Source organism: Streptomyces sp. Qhu_M48, from assembly GCF_051305195.1.
GTDB lineage: Bacteria > Actinomycetota > Actinomycetes > Streptomycetales > Streptomycetaceae > Streptomyces.
Genome location: NZ_CP195432.1, coordinates 4,420,482 through 4,436,556, shown reverse-complemented (window position 1 = coordinate 4,436,556; position 16,075 = coordinate 4,420,482). Strand labels below are relative to the sequence as shown.

The window sequence follows — 16,075 nt, the reverse complement described above, 5'->3', positions numbered from 1 at the left end:
GGCGCCGCCCGCCGTACAGCCGAGTCCCTGGTCAGGGCCGGAGGGCGCGCGCCGCGCGGCAGTCCGCGCTCCGCGAGCGCCTCGCCGAGCACGCGCGGAGCCTCACACCGGCAGCAGCCTGCCGATCAGCGCCCCGAGCTGACGGGCGTTCCGGCACGGGCGCATCTCGACGAGCCCGGCGTAGGCCGGAGCCACCGAGTCCCCCGTGCCCCACAGCGAGGGCTGCTCGGGGTTGAGCCAGTGGACCCGGCGGGCCCGGTCGGCGATCCGCCGCAGCGCCGCGAGGTTCGGGTCGGAGCCGTTGGTGCGGGCGTCCCCGAGGACGAAGACCACCGTGCGCGGGCCGAGGGCCTCCGCGTACCGGTCGGCGAACTCGCCGAGCGCCGTCCCGTAGTCGCTCTGCCCGTGCCAGCCGGTCAGCTCCGCCTCCGCGAGGATGCGGTCACCGAGTCCCGCGGGGTCCGCCGAGCCCCGGGCGATCAGCCCCGTCACCTCGTCCACCCGGTTGACGAAGGCGAACACCCGCACCCGGCTGAACTGGTCGTGCAGGGCCTGCACCAGCAACATCGTGAACTGGGCGAACCCGGCAACCGACCCCGACACGTCACAGAGCAGGACCAGCTCCGGCCGCCGGGGAGGGCGCCGCCGCAGCACCGGACGCACCGGCACACCTCCGGTCGCCAGCGAGCGGCGCAGCGTCCGCCGCAGATCGATCTCCCCCCGCGCGGCCCGGCGCCGCCGGGCCGCGAGCCGGGTGGCCAGCTTCCGCGCCAGCGGCCGTACCGTACGCCGCAGCTCGTCCAGCTGCGCCCGCCCGGCCAGCAGGAAGTCGACGGAGTCCGCCGTCCCCGCGACCGCCCGGCGCGCGACCGGGTCACGGCCCCGCCGCTCGGCGACGCGCCGTCGGGCCTCGGTCCGCACCCGCTCGCGGAAGGCCTCGATCAGGCGCCGGATCTCGTCGTCGAGGAGCCGTTCGGCGAAGTCGGGTTCCGCCGCCCCGGGGGCCGCCCGCAGCCGCTCCCGTACGCGGGCGAGCAGGGTTTCGGGGCGCAGCCGGGAGAGCGTCTGGTACGAGGACCAGCCGTCCGACTCCGGCCCGGAGCCGTACCCGCCGAAGCCGCCCACCGCCTCGGCGGCCAGCCGGTCCAGGGCCGCGCCGTCACCGGCGGTGAGGGCCTCCGCGAGGCGCTCGCGGAGCGCGGCGAGATCCGCCGGGGTGTTCTCGTACGTCTCCGCCGCCCCGGTGTGACCGAGCGGGAAGTACAGGTCGAAGACCTGGTCGAACACCGGGCGCTGTCCCTCACCGTGGAGCAGGGTCGCCGCCAGCGCCTCCCTCACCCGAGCCCGGTCCGTGAACCCCACCGCCTCCAGGGCCAGCCCGGCGTCCACGGTCTCGCCCGTCCCGATCCGGAACCCGTGGGCGCGCAGCGCCCCCACGAGACCGGTGAGCCGCCCGGCGGGCGCCGCCGGTGCGGCCGGGGTGTCCCCGTGGCTCACACCGCCTCCAGATCGAGCTTGGCCGCGGCCTTCACGATGTCCTCCTGGTGCTTCAGGAGGACGCCCAGGGTCTCCCGTACGACCCGTTCGTCGAGGCGGTCCGCACCGAGCGCGAGCAGGGTGCGGGCCCAGTCGATCGTCTCCGCGACGGACGGCACCTTCCGCAGGTCCATCGCGCGCAGCGCCCCCACGACCCGCACGACGGACCCGGCGAGCGCGGCGTCGAGGCCGGGGACCTTGAGGGTGACGATGCGGCGTTCCAGCTCCTCCTCGGGGAAGCCGATGTGCAGGAAGAGACAGCGCCGGCGCAGCGCCTCGGAGAGTTCGCGGCTCGCGTTCGAGGTGAGCACCGTGAACGGCCGCCGGGTCGCCGTGATCGTGCCGAGCTCGGGCACCGTGATCTGGAAGTCGCCGAGGACCTCCAGAAGCAGGCCTTCGACCTCGACGTCGGCCTTGTCGGTCTCGTCGATCAGGAGCACGGTCGGCTCCTCGGAACGGATCGCGGTGAGCAGCGGCCGGGGGAGCAGGAACTCCTCGCCGAAGATGTCGGTGCGCGTCTCGTCCCAGGACTCGCCCCTTCCGGCCGTGATCCGCAGCAGCTGCTTGGCGTGGTTCCACTCGTACAGCGCGCGGGACTCGTCGACGCCCTCGTAGCACTGCAGCCGGACCAGGCGCGCGCCCGTCACCTCGGTGACCGCCTTGGCCAGCTCCGTCTTGCCGACCCCGGCCGGGCCCTCGACGAGCAGCGGCTTGCCGAGGCGGTCGGCGAGGAAGACGGTGGTGGCGACGGCGGGTGACGCGAGGTAGCCGGTCGTGGCGAGCCGTTCGGCGACGTCGTCGACGGAGCTGAAGAATCCGGTCGTCATGGCGGTCCCCCCCGGGGAGCGGAATCTCTTACTGGCCAGTAGCCTCTGCTGTAGCTGATCAGATCGAGCACCGTCGCACAACCGTCCCGCGCGAGCTCCGTACCGTGCGCGGGGCGCCACCCACTGGTGCAATGGGGGGACCGGGTACGCCACCCGGGGACCGCGCGGCGGTGGAGGTGTCGTGGCGGAACGGGACGAGGCCCTCCTGACCAGGGTGCGGGCCATGGAGCAGGCGATCGGCGAGATCGGCACGACGCTCGACGAGACGAGCACCTGCCGGGAACTCGCCGCCTTCGCCGCCCGCCACCTGCGCGCCTCCACGACGGTGGACCTGCTGACGACCCCGGGCACCCCGACCCGCCGCGTGGCCCAGGCGGAGCCCCCGGGCCAGGACCCCACTCCGCCCGCCGCCACCCACCGCCTCTCCGCCCCGCTCGTCGTGCACGACGACGAGGAGCCGCTCGGGGTGGTCGGTCTCGTCCGCACCGGCGGTGACCCCTTCTCCGCCGACGAGGCGGCCCTCCTCCACCACGCCGCCCGGCTCGCGGCCCGGCACCTCGGCCACGCCCGCCGTCTGGCCGCCACCGAGGACACCGCCCTCCACCTCCAGCGCGCCCTCGTCGCCGAACCGGGCCGGCCGCACCCCAACCTGGAGATCGCCGGCGGCTACCTCCCCGCCGGCCCTCGCGCCCTCGTCGGCGGCGACTGGTTCGAGACCGTACGGCTCCACTTCGGGCGGAGTCTCCTCGTCGTCGGCGACGTGATGGGCCACGGCCTCGACGCGGCCGTCGACATGAACGCCTACCGCACGGCCCTCCGGGAGGTCGCCGCGACCGACCTGCCACCCCACCGGGTGCTGCGCCACCTCGACTCGGTGGTCGCCGAGGACGCGTCCCGCCGCCCCGCCACCTGTCTCCTCGTCCGCGTCGACCCGGCCCGCTCCGCCGCGACCTTCGCCAGCGCCGGACACCTGCCGCCCGTGGTGTTCGGCGCGGACGGCTCGGCGGAACTCGTCGACCTCCCGGTGGGCCCGCCCCTGGGCACCGGGGTCGGAGGCTACGAACCGACCACCCGCCCGCTCGCCCCCGGCGACACCCTGCTGATCTTCACCGACGGCCTCGTCGAGCGGCGGGGGGAGGACATCGACGTCTCGCTCGCCCGCCTCGCCGCCCTGCGGCTCCCGCCGGACTCCGGGCCCCGTCAGGTCGTCGACGAGGTGCTCAGCCGTCTCGGCGCGCACGGTGCCGAGGACGACGTGGCCGTGCTCGCGGCCCGCATCCGCGCACGTGCACCCCAGTGACACCGCGTCACATCATTCCCACCCGCCGCCGTGACGCACGGTCACAGCCGCCCTGCGGGCACCACGTTTCAGGTCTGCGCGGGATTCTTCGGCAGGATGCTTGTGCACGGGGCCCCGTGCCCGGCACGCTCCTCCATATGAACACGGCCAGGCATGCCAGTGAACGCTTGACGAGCTGGCCCTCGCTGACCCCCGGCCGCGCCCACTGCGGCGCCGAGCTCGGACTGGGCACCGCGACGCAGGAGATCGTGCATTTCCACGGTGAACACGAGGCGGACGTCCATCTCACCCGCGCCATGGTCGCGAAGTTGCGCCCGGCGCTCCTCGGGTCCAGCGCGGTGCGCCTGCGCGCGGGTTCCGGCTGGGTGACGGTCCGCCTGGACATGGGTTCGGACATCGACCTGCTCGCGACCCTGGTGAGCGCGGCGCTCCAGGCCAACGGTGTCCCCGACGTGGCGCCGGACGGCTGCACCCGGACCCGTCCGGTCACCGGAATCCGCTGAGCCGGACGGCAATTGAGCCGGACGGTACCGGGGCGCCGGCCCTCCCTCCGCGCGCGTGCGCCCGGCGTACCCGCGTTCTTCCGGCGCACTCCTGCTGTACTCCCGCGCCTACGCGCGCGTACTCCCGGAACCCTCCGCCGGCAGGGGGAACAGCATGCACGTGCTGGTCGCGTGGGCGAGCAGCCGGTCCTCCGCGTCGTACAGCCCCGCCTCGGCGAGCGCGGTCCTGCGCCCGCGCGACAGCACCGTGCCGATCGCGCGCACCGTGCCGGTGGCGGTGGTGACGGGCCGGAGGAAGCGGGTGGACAGGTCGAGCGAGGTGTACGCGGTGCCCTTCGGCAGCGTCGAGTGGACCGCGCAGCCGGCCGCCGAGTCGAGCAGGGTCGCGTACACACCGCCGTGCACGCTGCCGATCGGGTTGTAGTGCTCCTCGCCCGGCTCCAGGACGAACACCGCGCGCCCGTCCTCGACCTCCTCCAGTCCGAAGCCGAGGAGTGCTGCGATCGGGGGTCCGGGCAGCCGTCCCGCCACCATCTCCCGCAGGAAGTCGAGGCCCGCCATCGAGCCCGCGGCCCGCGCGGTGGCTCCGGGGTCCTCCCACTCGACCGTGCGCGACCGCCCCATGACCACTCTCCGCCCGCCGTGGCCGGCTGACCCGCAGCTGGCTCTGTACGGCGAAGCTAGCCTTCGCGACAGCTGACTGTCAACGACGCAGTCAGGTGGCTACAGTGTGACGATGAAGTGGCTGGAGACGGACACGGAGAACTGCTCGGTCCGCCGCACCCTGGACCTGGTGGGCGAGAAGTGGACCCTGCTGATCCTGCGGGACGCCTTCAACGGCGTCCGCCGCTACGACGACTTCCGCCGCCACCTCGGGCTGTCCGAGGCCGTCCTCGCCGACCGGCTGCGCAAACTGGTCACGGCCGGCGTGCTGCGGGCGGAGCCGTACCGCGAACCCGGCGCCCGGACCCGCTCCGAGTACCGGCTCACCCCCAAGGGCCTCGACCTCTGGCCCGTGCTCCTCGCCCTCAAGCAGTGGGGCGACACCCACACGGGGGACCCCGACGGCCCCGTCCTCGACATCCGGCACACCGACTGCGGAGCACCCGTGCGCGTCGCCGTCCTGTGCGAGGGCGACGAACAGGCCACCCTGACCACCCGTGACGTCACCGTCCGCCCCGGCCCCGGAGCCCGCCCGCTCCGTCCCTGACCCCCGAGACAGCCGGGTGGACGGGCGAGCCCCCCGCCGCCCTCCGCGCCCCGCCCGGCACCCGTTCGGCGGCACCCCCGCGATGCCCCGGCGCCCGGCCGGGTACCTCACGAGGCATGCCCTCCACACCCGGTCCGCCGCACGACGGTGCCCCCACCGAACACGGCCACTGGCTCCAGCGGTGGTACGCCCAGGTCCAGGCGTCGCCCGTCGGGCTCGCCTGGAACCGGGGCCGCGCCATGGAACTCATGCACCGCGCCATGGGCTTCGCGGCGCTCAGCCTGCTCACCCTCGTGCCCCTGCTCATCGTCGTCGCCGCGGCCGACCTCGCCAGCGGCCGGGGATTCGCCCGCTGGCTCGTGCAGGGCCTCGGCGTCTCCGAGGTCTCCGAGGAGGAGGTCGAGCGCCTCTTCGGCCAGCCGGGCGCGGCCCTGCAGCGCACCACCGCCTTCGGTCTCGCCGCCCTCGCCGCCTTCGGCGTCACCTTCGGATCGGCCGTACAGACCGGGTACGAACGGGTCTGGGACCTTCCCACGGCCCGCTGGCACACCATGTGGCGGCACGTCGTCTGGCTCGCCGTCCTCGTCGCCTGCCTCCTCCTCTTCGTCGCCACGCCCGCCCCCGCCGACTCCCCGGCCACGACCACCGCCCTCGTCGCGATCGCCGACCTCATCGGCACGTTCTTCTTCTTCTGGTGGTCGCAGCGCTTCCTGCTCTGCGGCCGGATCCGCTGGCGCGCCCTCGCCCCGGGCGCCGTCCTCACCGCGCTCGGGCTCCTCGGTCTGCGGATCTTCTCCCAGCTGGTGTTCTCTCCGCTCATCGCCTCGAACGCCGTGACGTACGGCCAGTTCGGCACCGTCCTGGTCCTCCAGTCCTGGCTGGTCGGCGTCGGCTTCGTCGTGTACGGAGGTGCCCTGGTGGGGCGTCTGGTCCACGAGCACCTCATCCGGCGCCGCCTGCGCCGCGACCGTCCGGCGGCTCTCTGACCACCCACCTGTCACCCCCGGTCGTACACCCCGGGTCCGATGACCGCGGCCCCGCCCTCCCTCTACGATCACCGCATGTCCGCCACCCCGTCCGTACCGTTCCTCAGGAGGGTCACCCCCGGCGGGTGGACCGCGACCGCCTGGCTCGCGGGCCTGCTCTTCACCGCCCTGCTGCGGATCCGGCTGCCCGGCCAGGAGGAGGCCGACGTGCTGCCGGGGATCGTCATCCTGCGCTGGGACGGCCTCACCATGCTGTTGCTCGCCACCGCCCTCGCCCTGCGCGGCAGCGTGCTCCTGACCCGCCGTCCGGCGGCGGCACTCCGGTACCTCCTGGTCGCCGCGGTCATCGGCAGCACCCCGCTGGGCGTCACCGCCATCCCGTTCGCGCAGTACCTCGCCGTGGACGTCGCCCTCTACGCGATCGCCGCCTCCCGCCCGCCCCGCGAGGCCGGCCGGGCGCTCCTGCTCGCCCTCGGCCCCGTCGTCGTCTACCTCGCGGTCCGGCTGCTCTCGGGGTGGAGCGTCGGCACCACCGGCGCGCTGGCCGTCGCCCTCACCGCCGCCGTCGCCTGGCTGCTCGGCCGCTCGGAACACCAGAGCAGGACGTACGCCGAACGGACCCGCGCCCAGACCGCCGCCCGGGCCGTCACCACCGAACGGCTCCGCATCGCCCGCGAGATGCACGACTCGGTCGCCCACAGCATCGGCATCGTCGCCCTCCAGGCCGGCGCCGCCCGCCGCGTCATCGAGACGCAGCCCGAGCAGGCCCGGCAGGCCCTCGTGGAGATCGAGACGGCGAGCCGCGAGACCCTCGCCGGACTGCGCCGCATGCTCGGCGCCCTGCGCACCGAGGAGTCCGGCGCCGCCGGAGCGCACCCCGACGAGGCCACGGGGCTCCCCGAGATGCCCGGCCTCGCCGTCCTGGACCGGCTCGCCGAGGTCACCGCCGCCGCCGGGCTCCGCGTCGCCGTCCACCGCGTCGGAGCGCCCCGCACCCTTCCGCAGGAGATCGACCTCTCCGCCTTCCGCGTCGTCCAGGAGTCCGTCACCAACGTCCTGCGGCACTCGGGCGCCGACTCCTGCACGGTCACCGTCGACCAGCGGGACCCCGAGGCCCTCGTCGTCACCGTCGAGGACCGCGGCCCCGCCCACGGCAGGGACCGCGAGCAGAACCACGACCTGACCCGTTCCGGCGACGGGTCCGGCTACGGCCTCGCCGGGATGCGGGAGCGCGTCGGCCTGCTGCGCGGAGAGTTCACCGCCGGGCCCCGCCCCGGTGGCGGCTACCGCGTCACCGCCCGCCTTCCCCTACCCGCAGGAGCCACCGTCCGATGAGCGACACCACCACCGAGCGGCCCGTCCGGGTCCTCCTCGCCGACGACCAGCCGCTGGTGCGCGCCGCGCTCCGGATGGTCATCACCGACCTGCCCGATCTCGTCGTCGTGGGCGAGGCGGCGGACGGCGCCCAGGCCGTCCGGCTCGTCGAGGAGACCGGCGCGGACGTCGTCGTCATGGACCTGCGCATGCCCGGCACCGACGGCATCGAGGCGACCCGCCTCATCACCGGGGGCCCCACCGGCGCCCGCGTGGTCGTCCTCACCACCTTCGACGACGACGACCACGTGTACGGCGCGCTCCACGCGGGCGCCTCCGGCTTCCTGGTCAAGGACATGGCTCTCGACGACATCCTCGCCGCCATCCGCGTCGTGGCCTCGGGGGACGCCCTCATCGCCCCCAGCGTCACCCGGCGCCTCATCAAGGAGTTCACCGACCGCCCGAGGGCCGTCCCCGCCGCGCCCGGACGCCGTACCGACGGGATCACCGACCGCGAGCGCGAGGTGCTCACCCTGGTGGGCCGGGGCCTCTCCAACACGGAGGTCGCCGCCGAACTCCACATCAGCGTCGCCACCGCCAAGACCTATGTGACCCGGCTGCTCGCCAAACTGGGCGCCCGCGACCGCGTGCAGCTGGTGATCATCGCGTACGAGGCGGGCCTGGTCTTTGCCGGCTGACCGGGGCGCTCCGGACGGCGGCGGCGCGAAGACGTCCGGCCGGGAAGTGATCACACGATCCGGTGACGCGCCCCCTAGCGGTCGGTCGCGGCCTCCCGGACCGCTTGGATGGGGACGATCCCATCGGCCCGTCGAAGGAGAGCCGCCCATGGCGAACATCTGGCTGCCGCCCGTCGAGTACGTCGCGACCCTGCCGAGAGCGACGGCGTACGCCTGCCTCTACTTCACCGACACCCGGGGCCGCCCCTTCCAGCTCCGCGCCACCTACCGCACCGAACTGTGGCAGTGGCCCGGCGGGAACATGGACCCGGGGGAGACCCCCTGGGAGACGGCCGTGCGCGAGTGCCACGAGGAGACCGGCATCACCTTCACCGGCGAGCCACGCCTCCTCGGCACCCACTTCGTCACCGACCGGGGCGAGGACTGGCCCGCCAACCACATCGGCTTCGTCTTCGACGGCGGAGAGCTGACGGACGAGCAGATCGCCGGTGTCGTCCTCGACCCCGAGGAGCACAGCGAGTACAGCCTGCGCACCCTCGACGAGTGGGAGCGGGAGATGGAGCCGCGGGAGTTCGCCCGCCTCGCGGGGATCGACCGGGCCCGCAGGACGGGCACGCCGCTGTACCTGGAGACCGGCTCCGAGGGCGACTGAGCAAGGGGTACGGGGGTGGGGGCCGTCCGTAACCGTACGGTTCCACCCTGAATGGGGTAAAAAGTGCGCTATGTGCTGGAGTGTCACGGCCGACCTCTGGGCCGGCCTCGGGATCGGTGCCGTCGGCGTGGCCTCCCTCGCCTCCGTACGCCGACCGGGGGACGCGCCACTCGCCGCCCTGCCCCTGCTCCTCGGCGCCCACCAGGTCGTCGAGGCCGCCGTCTGGCACGGTGGCGGCGGAACGGGACCCGCCACCCTCGCCTGGGCCGTGATCGCCCTCCCCCTGCTACAGCTCCGGGTCCCGGTCGGCGTCCTCACCGCCGCCCGCCCCGACGACCGGCCACGCCTCCCCGCCGCCCTGCTGCTCCTCGTCCGGATCCGGCGACGGCCGTAACTCCTCGGGCGTTCAGCAGTTGACCCGGTCATGAAGAAGCGCAGCATGCTCGCCATCGCCTCCCTCGCCGCAGGCGTCGTCACCGCCCTCGTCACTCCCGCGCCGCAGGCCAGCGCCGCCGAGAGCCCCCTGGGCGGAGCCACCGGCCTCCTCCAGGAGGACCAGGGCGTCGAGACCGTCCTCCAGGACACCGTCGAGGGCGCCGGAGGCACCCTCCCCGCCCCCGCGACCGGCGGACTCCTCTGACCCGTGTCCCACCCGGCGACCGGTGCCCCGCGCCCCCGACGGGCCGCGGGGCACCGGCACGCCGTGACTCGGGAGGAGGCAGCCCGTGCGCGCGCCGTACGTGACTAATGACAGGATGTCCCCATGAGCGAGAACGTTTACTTCGACATCACCATCAACGACGAGCCCGCGGGCCGGATCACCTTCAAGCTGTTCGACGACGTCGTCCCGAAGACGGCGCAGAACTTCCGCGAGCTCTGCACCGGCGAGCACGGCTTCGGTTACGCCGGATCCCCGTTCCACCGCGTCATCCCGCAGTTCATGCTGCAGGGCGGCGACTTCACCCGCGGCAACGGCACCGGCGGCAAGAGCATCTACGGCGAGAAGTTCGCCGACGAGAACTTCAAGCTGAAGCACGACCGCCCGTTCCTGCTGTCGATGGCCAACGCCGGCCCGAACAGCAACGGCTCGCAGTTCTTCATCACCACGATCGTCACCGACTGGCTCGACGGCAAGCACGTCGTCTTCGGCGAGGTCGTCGAGGGCCAGGACCTGGTCAAGAAGATCGAGGGCCTCGGCTCCCGTTCCGGCGCCACCAGCGCCACCATCAAGGTCGCCGATTCCGGCATCGTGAAGGCCTGATCGCCTTCCCGAGCTGAGCCGAGGGCGCCGAGCGCCCTCGCTCGACCCACCCGGCCGGGGCGGGGGACACCGTCCGCGCGACGCGCGTCCCCGCCCCAGCCGAGGGCTCCCGACGCTCCGGGTCAGGTGAAGGCGGGCGCGTTGCGCGCCGCCCACGCCGAGAAGGGCCGCGGAGCCCGGCCGAGGACCCCCGCCACGTCGGGGCTCACCCGCTGCTCCTCGGCACTCGGCTCGCCCATCACCGACAGCATCCCGTCCACGGCGTCCTCGGGCAGGAACCGCACCAGCCGGGACCGTGCCTCGCCCGCGCTCTGCGCGACGAACGCGACCGGTTCGCCCACCGCTTTGGCGAGCGCCCGCACCTGCTCACGCGGTGATACGGCCACCGGTCCGGTCAGGACGTACGTCCGCCCCGCGTGCACCGGATCGCGCAGCGCCTCCGCCGCGACCCCGGCGACGTCCTCCGGATCCACCACGGGCAGGGCCACATCGGGGAACGGGGCCGCGACGGTACGCGCCGAACGCACCCGCTCGGCCCAGAGGACCGCGTTGGAGGCGAAGCCCCCGGGCCGCAGGACGGTCCAGTCGACGCCCGACCCACGCACCGCCGCCTCGAAGCCGCGCAGGATCTCGTGCGACACGGAACCGGTCCGCGTCCCCACCAGTTGCGAGGACTGGAACACGATCCGCCGCACCCCGGCGGCCACCGCCGCCGCCACGATCTCACGCGGCCTCAGCTCCGCCCCGAGACCCGCGACGAGCAGATACACCGCGTCCGCACCCTCGAACAGGCCCTTGAGCTCCGCCACATCGGCCAGATCACCCGGCCGGTGCGTCACTCCGGCGGGCAGCCCGGTGGCGGGCCGACGGCTCACCGCCGTCACCTGCTCACCCGCCGCCGCCAGCAGCTCCACCAGCGGACGTCCGACGTTTCCGGTCGCTCCGGTCACCACGATCACAGCTGTTCCCCTCCAGGGAGTCCTCGGCGGAGCGCGAGCGCTCCGCCGTCTTCGTGACCTCACCCTGGAAGGCGAACCGGCCATCTCCTGGCCAGTTTCACCAGCGGATCCCGGGAAAGGGGATCCGGCCCCCCTCGGGACTCAGCTCTCCTCGCCGAAACGCCGTTCGAACCTGGCGATCCGGCCCTCCGAGTCCACCGTCCGCGCCGTGCCCGTGTGGAACGGGTGGCTCTCGGAGGAGATCTCCACGTCGACCACGGGGTACGTGTTGCCGTCGTCCCACTCGATGGTCCGGTCGCTGGTCGCGGTGGACCGGGTCAGAAAGGCGAACCCGGCCGAGCGGTCACGGAAGACCACCGGGCCGTACTCGGGCTGCTTGTCCTGCTGCACGTGTCCTCCTCGGGCTCACGCCCCGACTCGTCCGGCCGCCTGATCGGCACGGCACCCCCAGCCTCCCCGCGCCCCCGGCGGCCGACCAGCGCCACGGGACCGACCGGGTGATCCTCAGCCGTGCTCCGGCCAGCGCGCCGCGAGCAGCAGCGCGATGTCGTCCGGGCGGGCCGTGGCCTGCCGGGCCTCCCGGATCACCCGGTCGGCCGCCTCCGCCAGCGGCAGCGAACAGGTCGCGGCCAGCGCCAGGCGCAGGCGCTCGATCCCCTCGTCGATGTCCCTGCCCGGCCGTTCGATCAGGCCGTCCGTGAACAGGGCCAGCACCGAGCCGGGTGCGAGCCTCATCCGTGTCACCGGGTACGAGGCGCGGTCGTCCACCCCGAGGACCACCCCGCCCGCCAGGTCCAGGAGCTGCGTCGTCCCGTCCGCACGCAACAGCAGCGGCTGCGGATGCCCGGCCCGCACCGCCCGGATCTCCCCCGACTCCGGGTCGAGCAGGACGTAGCAGCAGCTCGCGAACTGCCCCGGATCCAGGTCGATCAGCAGCCGGTTGGTGCCCCGCATCACGTCCTGCGGTCGGTGGCCGCCCAGGGCGAACGCCCGTACCGCGCTGCGCAGCTGACCCATCGTGGCGGCCGCCGCCACCCCGTGCCCCTGGACGTCGCCGATCACCAGGGCCAGCCGGCCCTGCCCCGTCTCGATCACGTCGTACCAGTCGCCGCCCACGTCCATGCCCTGCGTGCCCGGCAGGTAGCGGCCCACCGTGTCCACCCCGTCCCGCACCGGCAGCCGGTGCGGGAGCAGCGCGTCCTGGAGTCCCCGGGCGACCTTCGCCTCCGTGTCGTACCGCTGCGCCCGCTCCAGGGCCTGCGCGATGAGGCCCGCGAGCGCCGTGAGCACCGTCCGCTCCTCCGGGCTGAAGCCGCGCGGCTGGTCGAATCCGAGGATGCAGGAGCCCACCGGCCGGCCCGAGGCGATCAACGGCAGGAAGGCCCTGGCCCCCCTCTCCGCGTCCAGCGGCAGGTCCGGGTACGAGCGTCTCAGCTGCTCCATCGACTCGAAGAAGAGCGGTCTGCCGGTCGTGAGCGTCTCCACGCCCGGCAGCCGGGCGTCCAGGGCCACACCGTCGAAGGGTTCGAGGAACCCCTGCGGGAATCCGGTCTCCCAGGCGAGGTAGAGGCGCCGGTCGCTCAGCAGGTAGATCGCCAGCTGCCGCCCGCCGAAGGCCGGGAGCAGCTCCTCCGTCACCACCGCCGACACCTGGCGGGCCGTCATCGCCTCCGTGAGCGCGATCGCCAGCGCCACCGGCCGGTACAGGGCCGAGGCCCGGTCACCGGGGGAGGAGAGGTCGTCCTCCGGCTTCCGTCCGGTCCCGGACTTGTGCGCCAGAGCCGCCGGATCCTCCTCGGGGACCAGCACCATCGTGACCCCGTCCCGCCCCGGGTGCAGCGAGACCGACAGCCACCGGCCCCGCTCCGGTCGGGCCAGGAAGCGGATCGGCTCGCCGGACAGGAGCGCGGCGCGCAGTTGTTCGTCGTGGAAGGGGTGGTCGAACCAGGGCAGCGCCTCCCAGAGCGGCCGCCCGGCCAGCGCGCCGCGCGTCCGGCCGAGCAGCCGTTCCGTGCGGTCGTTGACGTAGGTGATCCGGCCCAGCCGGTCCATGGCCAGGATCGCCCGCGGCAGCCGGTCCGTGGCGTCCGAGCCGACCAGCCCGGTCCCCAGGTCGACGAGCGTGCCCATCAGGTGCCCCGCCCCGAGGGGCGGGCGGACCCCGGCACGCGCGCGCGTGCCGTCGGTGGTGTCCGGGGTCGTCGCGGCCCCGGGAGGGTCCCTCCGCGCCCTGGCGGACACCTCCAGGAGGTGCAGGCGGCCGTCGGGGCCCTTCAGCCGGATCCTGCGCACCGCCGGGCGTCCGTCCGGGCCCGTCGCCTGCCGGGCCGCCGCCCACAGCGCGTACCCGTCCTCAGGTTCGAGGAGCGACGTCAGCACCTCGATCGGACAGGGGGAGCGCACCTCCGGACCGAGGATCCCGAGCAGCCCCTCGTCCAGCGTGACCACGTTCGAGTCCAGGTCCCAGTCGAAGGAACCGAACCGGACCGGCGGCCCGGAGCCGGTGGACAGCTGGACGCAGACGGGATCGCCGGGCCATTCGACCGGCGTCCCCTGGTGGGCCAGACCGGACAGGGCCCCACCGAGGCGGAGCGCCTCCCGGGTCATCCGGTTCCGGTCGCGCGCGTCCACCGGTACCCCCGGAGTAGGAGCCCGCAGCGCCACGAGCACCCCGTAGCGCTCACGGCCGGCGACCACCGGCGCGTACAGCGAGGCGAAGGGGAACGGCAGGCTGGCCACCAGCTGGGGGAAGGACCGCATGGCCTCCTCGACGTCGGCCAGGTGGACGGGCTGCCCGGAGCGGTGCACCTCCGCCACCGGGAAGGGGCGATTTGTGTGCATCCGCCACCAAGGGCGCATCAGCGGCCCCGGCAGCCCCACGAGGACCGCGAGCCGCAGCAGCCCGGGGGTTCCCGAGCGCAGGTACACCCCGCCCGCGTACCCCCCGACCTCCTCCACCACCCGCAGCGCGGACTCCGCGAGCGCCCACGTCAGGGCACCCGAAGCGGGCCCGTCGGCGGTTCCCTTCCCGGGCGGACGCCCGGTACCGCCCGCCGGTCCGGGGCCGTACGAGCCGTGCGAGGTCACACAGCAAGGATGCCCCTGTCGGGAACGGCCCCGCATCCCGACTCGGCGACCCCCTGCCCCGCCCCACGCCGACAGGGGTCTCTCCCTCCACCGACGACGGTGTTGACCGCGCGCGTCCGCGCCGTCACACTCGGTCGTCGTCCGGTGTCGCGCGAGCGCGGCGCCACCACCTCATGACCAGGGAGCACGATGACGGGCCGGGTTCTTCCGCACGACGTACAAGGCGACGGCCCCCGGCGGGCCCTCGTGCTGCACAACTGGTTCGGCGACCGCACCAGCTTCGCCCCGTTGCGCGCCCATCTGAACGACGCCACCGGCTCCTACGCCTTCGTCGACTGCCGTGGCTACGGCGAGGCCGTCGACCACCCGGGGGCGTACACGATGGAGGAGGTCGCGGCCGACGCGCTCGCGGTCGCCGACGACCTCGGCTGGGACTCCTTCTCCGTGATCGGCCACTCGATGGGCGGCAAGGCCGCGCAGCTGATGCTCCTCGACGCCCCCGAACGCGTCCGTTCGATCATCGGCATCTCGCCCGTCTCGGCGGCCGGCTTCCCCCTCGACGGCGATACCTGGGAGCTCTTCGCCGGAGCCGCCGAGGAACCCGCCAACCGGCGGGCCATCATCGACAACACCACCGGCGGCCGGTACGACGACTCCTGGCTGAGCACGCTCGTCGAACGCTCCGTCGGCCGCTCCTCGGCCACCGCCTTCCGCGCCTACCTGGACTCCTGGTCGCGCACCGACTTCCACGAGCGCGTCCGTGACAACCCCACCCCCGTGCTGCTCGTCGTCGGCGCCCACGACCCCGCGCTCGGCGCCGAGGCGATGGAGGCCACCTGGCTGCGCTGGTACCCCAACGCGCGCCTCGAAGTCCTCAAGGACGCCGGCCACTACGCGCCCGAGGAGACCCCGCAGGCCCTCGCCGAGGCCATCGAGGCCTTCCTGGCCGCCTGACGGCGGCTCGCCGGATCTCATCCGAACGTCGTCGGCGGCGACGACTTTCGAGGACAGCGGTGCGGCCCCTCGCCGCCGGATCATCGTGCTCACGACCTCAGGGGGCGGTCCTTCGACGGACCGCCCACGACCGGCAGGAGCACGTTCGATGGGCCTCGCGCAGACGCAGCACCGCTTTCTCGTCCGGCAGAAGGTGACGCTCATGGCCAACCGCTACCTGGTGCACACCGTCGGCCCGGACGGGGAGGAGGCCGAACTCGTGGCCTTCGCCCACCAGAAGAGGATGGCGCTGAAGGAGCAGTTCACCTTCTACACCGACGAGTCCCGGCGCCAGGTCCTCTTCACCGTCAAGGCCCGCCAGGTCATCGACCTCGGCGCGAGCTACGACGTGCACGGCGCCTCCGGCTCCCGGCTGGGCGGCTTCCGCAAGAACTTCGGCGCCTCCCTGCTGCGCAGCACCTGGCACCTGAGCCGGGAGGGAGCCGCGGGGGAGACGACCGGTCAGGAGCGGAGCGAGCGGCTCGCGCTGCTGCGCCGTGCCTGGGAGTTCCTGCCCTTCACCGACCTGATCCCCTTCATCGTGCCGTACCACTTCGACTTCACCGAGGAGGAGCGGACCGTCATGACCGTCGACAAGATCTTCGGTCTGCGCGACCGCTACGTGCTCGACATAGCCGACCCGGAGCTCGACCGGCGTCTCGCGATAGCCCAGGCCGTCGCCCTGGACGCCCTGCAGTCCCGCTGACCTCCGCTCCACCCGACCGCCGCGGGAGAGGCGACCTACCCTG

General features: G+C 73.8%; 17 protein-coding genes and 1 pseudogene. 12 read left to right on the top strand and 6 right to left on the bottom strand.

Annotated elements, in window-relative coordinates:
* Positions 1–102: 102 nt before the first annotated feature.
* Both ACRRSS_RS20145 and ACRRSS_RS20140 read right to left on the bottom strand, forming a co-directional pair.
* Positions 103–1,497: a vWA domain-containing protein gene (locus ACRRSS_RS20145; protein ID WP_435972502.1), complete on the bottom strand. Its 1,395-nt coding sequence runs from the start codon at positions 1,495–1,497 to the stop codon at positions 103–105.
* On the bottom strand, positions 1,494–2,363 hold the full coding sequence (locus tag ACRRSS_RS20140) for an AAA family ATPase (RefSeq protein ID WP_435972501.1): 870 nt from the start codon (positions 2,361–2,363) through the stop codon (positions 1,494–1,496). Before ACRRSS_RS20140 ends, ACRRSS_RS20145 begins: the two co-directional genes overlap by 4 nt.
* 181 nt (positions 2,364–2,544) lie before the next feature.
* On the opposite strand from ACRRSS_RS20140, the gene ACRRSS_RS20135 reads away from it, so the two are divergent.
* Together ACRRSS_RS20135 and ACRRSS_RS20130 are read left to right on the top strand one after the other, a co-directional pair.
* On the top strand, positions 2,545–3,663 hold the full coding sequence (locus ACRRSS_RS20135; protein ID WP_435972500.1) for a PP2C family protein-serine/threonine phosphatase: 1,119 nt from the start codon (positions 2,545–2,547) through the stop codon (positions 3,661–3,663).
* 137 nt (positions 3,664–3,800) lie between these two features.
* A complete protein-coding gene (locus tag ACRRSS_RS20130; protein WP_435972499.1) occupies positions 3,801–4,166 on the top strand; it encodes a luciferase domain-containing protein in 366 nt (121 codons plus the stop codon).
* A 108-nt stretch (positions 4,167–4,274) separates the two neighbouring features.
* Here the strand turns inward: ACRRSS_RS20130 and ACRRSS_RS20125 are convergent, their stop codons facing one another.
* Positions 4,275–4,790, bottom strand: a complete 516-nt coding sequence (locus ACRRSS_RS20125) for a PaaI family thioesterase (RefSeq protein ID WP_435972498.1) — start codon at positions 4,788–4,790, stop codon at positions 4,275–4,277.
* A gap of 112 nt (positions 4,791–4,902) precedes the next feature.
* On the opposite strand from ACRRSS_RS20125, the gene ACRRSS_RS20120 reads away from it, so the two are divergent.
* The 8 genes and pseudogenes from ACRRSS_RS20120 to ACRRSS_RS20085 all read left to right on the top strand — a co-directional run bounded on the left by ACRRSS_RS20120 (position 4,903) and on the right by ACRRSS_RS20085 (position 10,287).
* Positions 4,903–5,376, top strand: coding sequence for a winged helix-turn-helix transcriptional regulator (locus ACRRSS_RS20120; RefSeq protein ID WP_435972497.1), 474 nt, complete (start codon positions 4,903–4,905; stop codon positions 5,374–5,376).
* A 116-nt stretch (positions 5,377–5,492) separates the two neighbouring features.
* Positions 5,493–6,362 carry a YhjD/YihY/BrkB family envelope integrity protein gene (locus ACRRSS_RS20115; protein WP_435972496.1) on the top strand — a complete coding sequence of 290 codons (870 nt, stop codon included), beginning with the start codon at positions 5,493–5,495 and terminating at the stop codon, positions 6,360–6,362.
* A gap of 75 nt (positions 6,363–6,437) precedes the next feature.
* Positions 6,438–7,697, top strand: a complete 1,260-nt coding sequence (locus ACRRSS_RS20110; protein ID WP_435972495.1) for a sensor histidine kinase — start codon at positions 6,438–6,440, stop codon at positions 7,695–7,697.
* Positions 7,694–8,374 carry a response regulator gene (locus ACRRSS_RS20105; protein ID WP_435972494.1) on the top strand — a complete coding sequence of 227 codons (681 nt, stop codon included), beginning with the start codon at positions 7,694–7,696 and terminating at the stop codon, positions 8,372–8,374. The genes ACRRSS_RS20110 and ACRRSS_RS20105 overlap by 4 nt, the downstream gene beginning before the upstream one ends.
* Before the next feature lie 148 nt (positions 8,375–8,522).
* Positions 8,523–9,026, top strand: a complete 504-nt coding sequence (locus ACRRSS_RS20100) for an NUDIX domain-containing protein (RefSeq protein WP_435972493.1) — start codon at positions 8,523–8,525, stop codon at positions 9,024–9,026.
* 70 nt (positions 9,027–9,096) lie between these two features.
* A pseudogene (locus ACRRSS_RS20095) lies at positions 9,097–9,387 on the top strand (DUF6629 family protein); the annotation flags it as partial.
* Positions 9,388–9,450: 63 nt separating this feature from the next.
* Positions 9,451–9,666: a hypothetical protein gene (locus ACRRSS_RS20090; protein WP_435972492.1), complete on the top strand. Its 216-nt coding sequence runs from the start codon at positions 9,451–9,453 to the stop codon at positions 9,664–9,666.
* Between the two features lie 123 nt (positions 9,667–9,789).
* The gene (locus tag ACRRSS_RS20085; protein WP_351908820.1) at positions 9,790–10,287 is read left to right on the top strand and encodes a peptidylprolyl isomerase; all 498 of its coding nucleotides are present in this window, start codon (positions 9,790–9,792) and stop codon (positions 10,285–10,287) included.
* 122 nt (positions 10,288–10,409) lie between these two features.
* Here the strand turns inward: ACRRSS_RS20085 and ACRRSS_RS20080 are convergent, their stop codons facing one another.
* From ACRRSS_RS20080 to ACRRSS_RS20070, 3 genes are all read right to left on the bottom strand, one after another.
* A complete protein-coding gene (locus ACRRSS_RS20080) occupies positions 10,410–11,246 on the bottom strand; it encodes an SDR family oxidoreductase (RefSeq protein ID WP_435972491.1) in 837 nt (278 codons plus the stop codon).
* A gap of 141 nt (positions 11,247–11,387) precedes the next feature.
* Positions 11,388–11,636 (bottom strand): type B 50S ribosomal protein L31, encoded by a 249-nt coding sequence (locus ACRRSS_RS20075; protein ID WP_435972490.1) that lies wholly within the window; start codon positions 11,634–11,636, stop codon positions 11,388–11,390.
* A gap of 114 nt (positions 11,637–11,750) precedes the next feature.
* A complete protein-coding gene (locus ACRRSS_RS20070; RefSeq protein ID WP_435972489.1) occupies positions 11,751–14,333 on the bottom strand; it encodes a SpoIIE family protein phosphatase in 2,583 nt (860 codons plus the stop codon).
* A gap of 189 nt (positions 14,334–14,522) precedes the next feature.
* On the opposite strand from ACRRSS_RS20070, the gene ACRRSS_RS20065 reads away from it, so the two are divergent.
* Together ACRRSS_RS20065 and ACRRSS_RS20060 are read left to right on the top strand one after the other, a co-directional pair.
* The gene (locus ACRRSS_RS20065; protein WP_435972488.1) at positions 14,523–15,287 is read left to right on the top strand and encodes an alpha/beta fold hydrolase; all 765 of its coding nucleotides are present in this window, start codon (positions 14,523–14,525) and stop codon (positions 15,285–15,287) included.
* A 148-nt stretch (positions 15,288–15,435) separates the two neighbouring features.
* Positions 15,436–16,032 (top strand): hypothetical protein, encoded by a 597-nt coding sequence (locus tag ACRRSS_RS20060; protein WP_435972487.1) that lies wholly within the window; start codon positions 15,436–15,438, stop codon positions 16,030–16,032.
* Positions 16,033–16,075 lie beyond the last annotated feature (43 nt).

Bases quoted from the DNA above. Each gene is read 5' to 3' on its own strand.
- ACRRSS_RS20140 (WP_435972501.1), bottom strand. From the start codon at position 2,363: ATGACGACCGGATTCTTCAGCTCCGTCGACGACGTCGCCGAACGGCTC.
- ACRRSS_RS20130 (WP_435972499.1), top strand. From the start codon at position 3,801: ATGAACACGGCCAGGCATGCCAGTGAACGCTTGACGAGCTGGCCCTCG.
- ACRRSS_RS20125 (WP_435972498.1), bottom strand. From the start codon at position 4,790: ATGGGGCGGTCGCGCACGGTCGAGTGGGAGGACCCCGGAGCCACCGCG.
- ACRRSS_RS20120 (WP_435972497.1), top strand. From the start codon at position 4,903: ATGAAGTGGCTGGAGACGGACACGGAGAACTGCTCGGTCCGCCGCACC.
- ACRRSS_RS20115 (WP_435972496.1), top strand. From the start codon at position 5,493: ATGCCCTCCACACCCGGTCCGCCGCACGACGGTGCCCCCACCGAACAC.
- ACRRSS_RS20110 (WP_435972495.1), top strand. From the start codon at position 6,438: ATGTCCGCCACCCCGTCCGTACCGTTCCTCAGGAGGGTCACCCCCGGC.
- ACRRSS_RS20105 (WP_435972494.1), top strand. From the start codon at position 7,694: ATGAGCGACACCACCACCGAGCGGCCCGTCCGGGTCCTCCTCGCCGAC.
- ACRRSS_RS20100 (WP_435972493.1), top strand. From the start codon at position 8,523: ATGGCGAACATCTGGCTGCCGCCCGTCGAGTACGTCGCGACCCTGCCG.
- ACRRSS_RS20090 (WP_435972492.1), top strand. From the start codon at position 9,451: ATGAAGAAGCGCAGCATGCTCGCCATCGCCTCCCTCGCCGCAGGCGTC.
- ACRRSS_RS20085 (WP_351908820.1), top strand. From the start codon at position 9,790: ATGAGCGAGAACGTTTACTTCGACATCACCATCAACGACGAGCCCGCG.
- ACRRSS_RS20065 (WP_435972488.1), top strand. From the start codon at position 14,523: ATGACGGGCCGGGTTCTTCCGCACGACGTACAAGGCGACGGCCCCCGG.
- ACRRSS_RS20060 (WP_435972487.1), top strand. From the start codon at position 15,436: ATGGGCCTCGCGCAGACGCAGCACCGCTTTCTCGTCCGGCAGAAGGTG.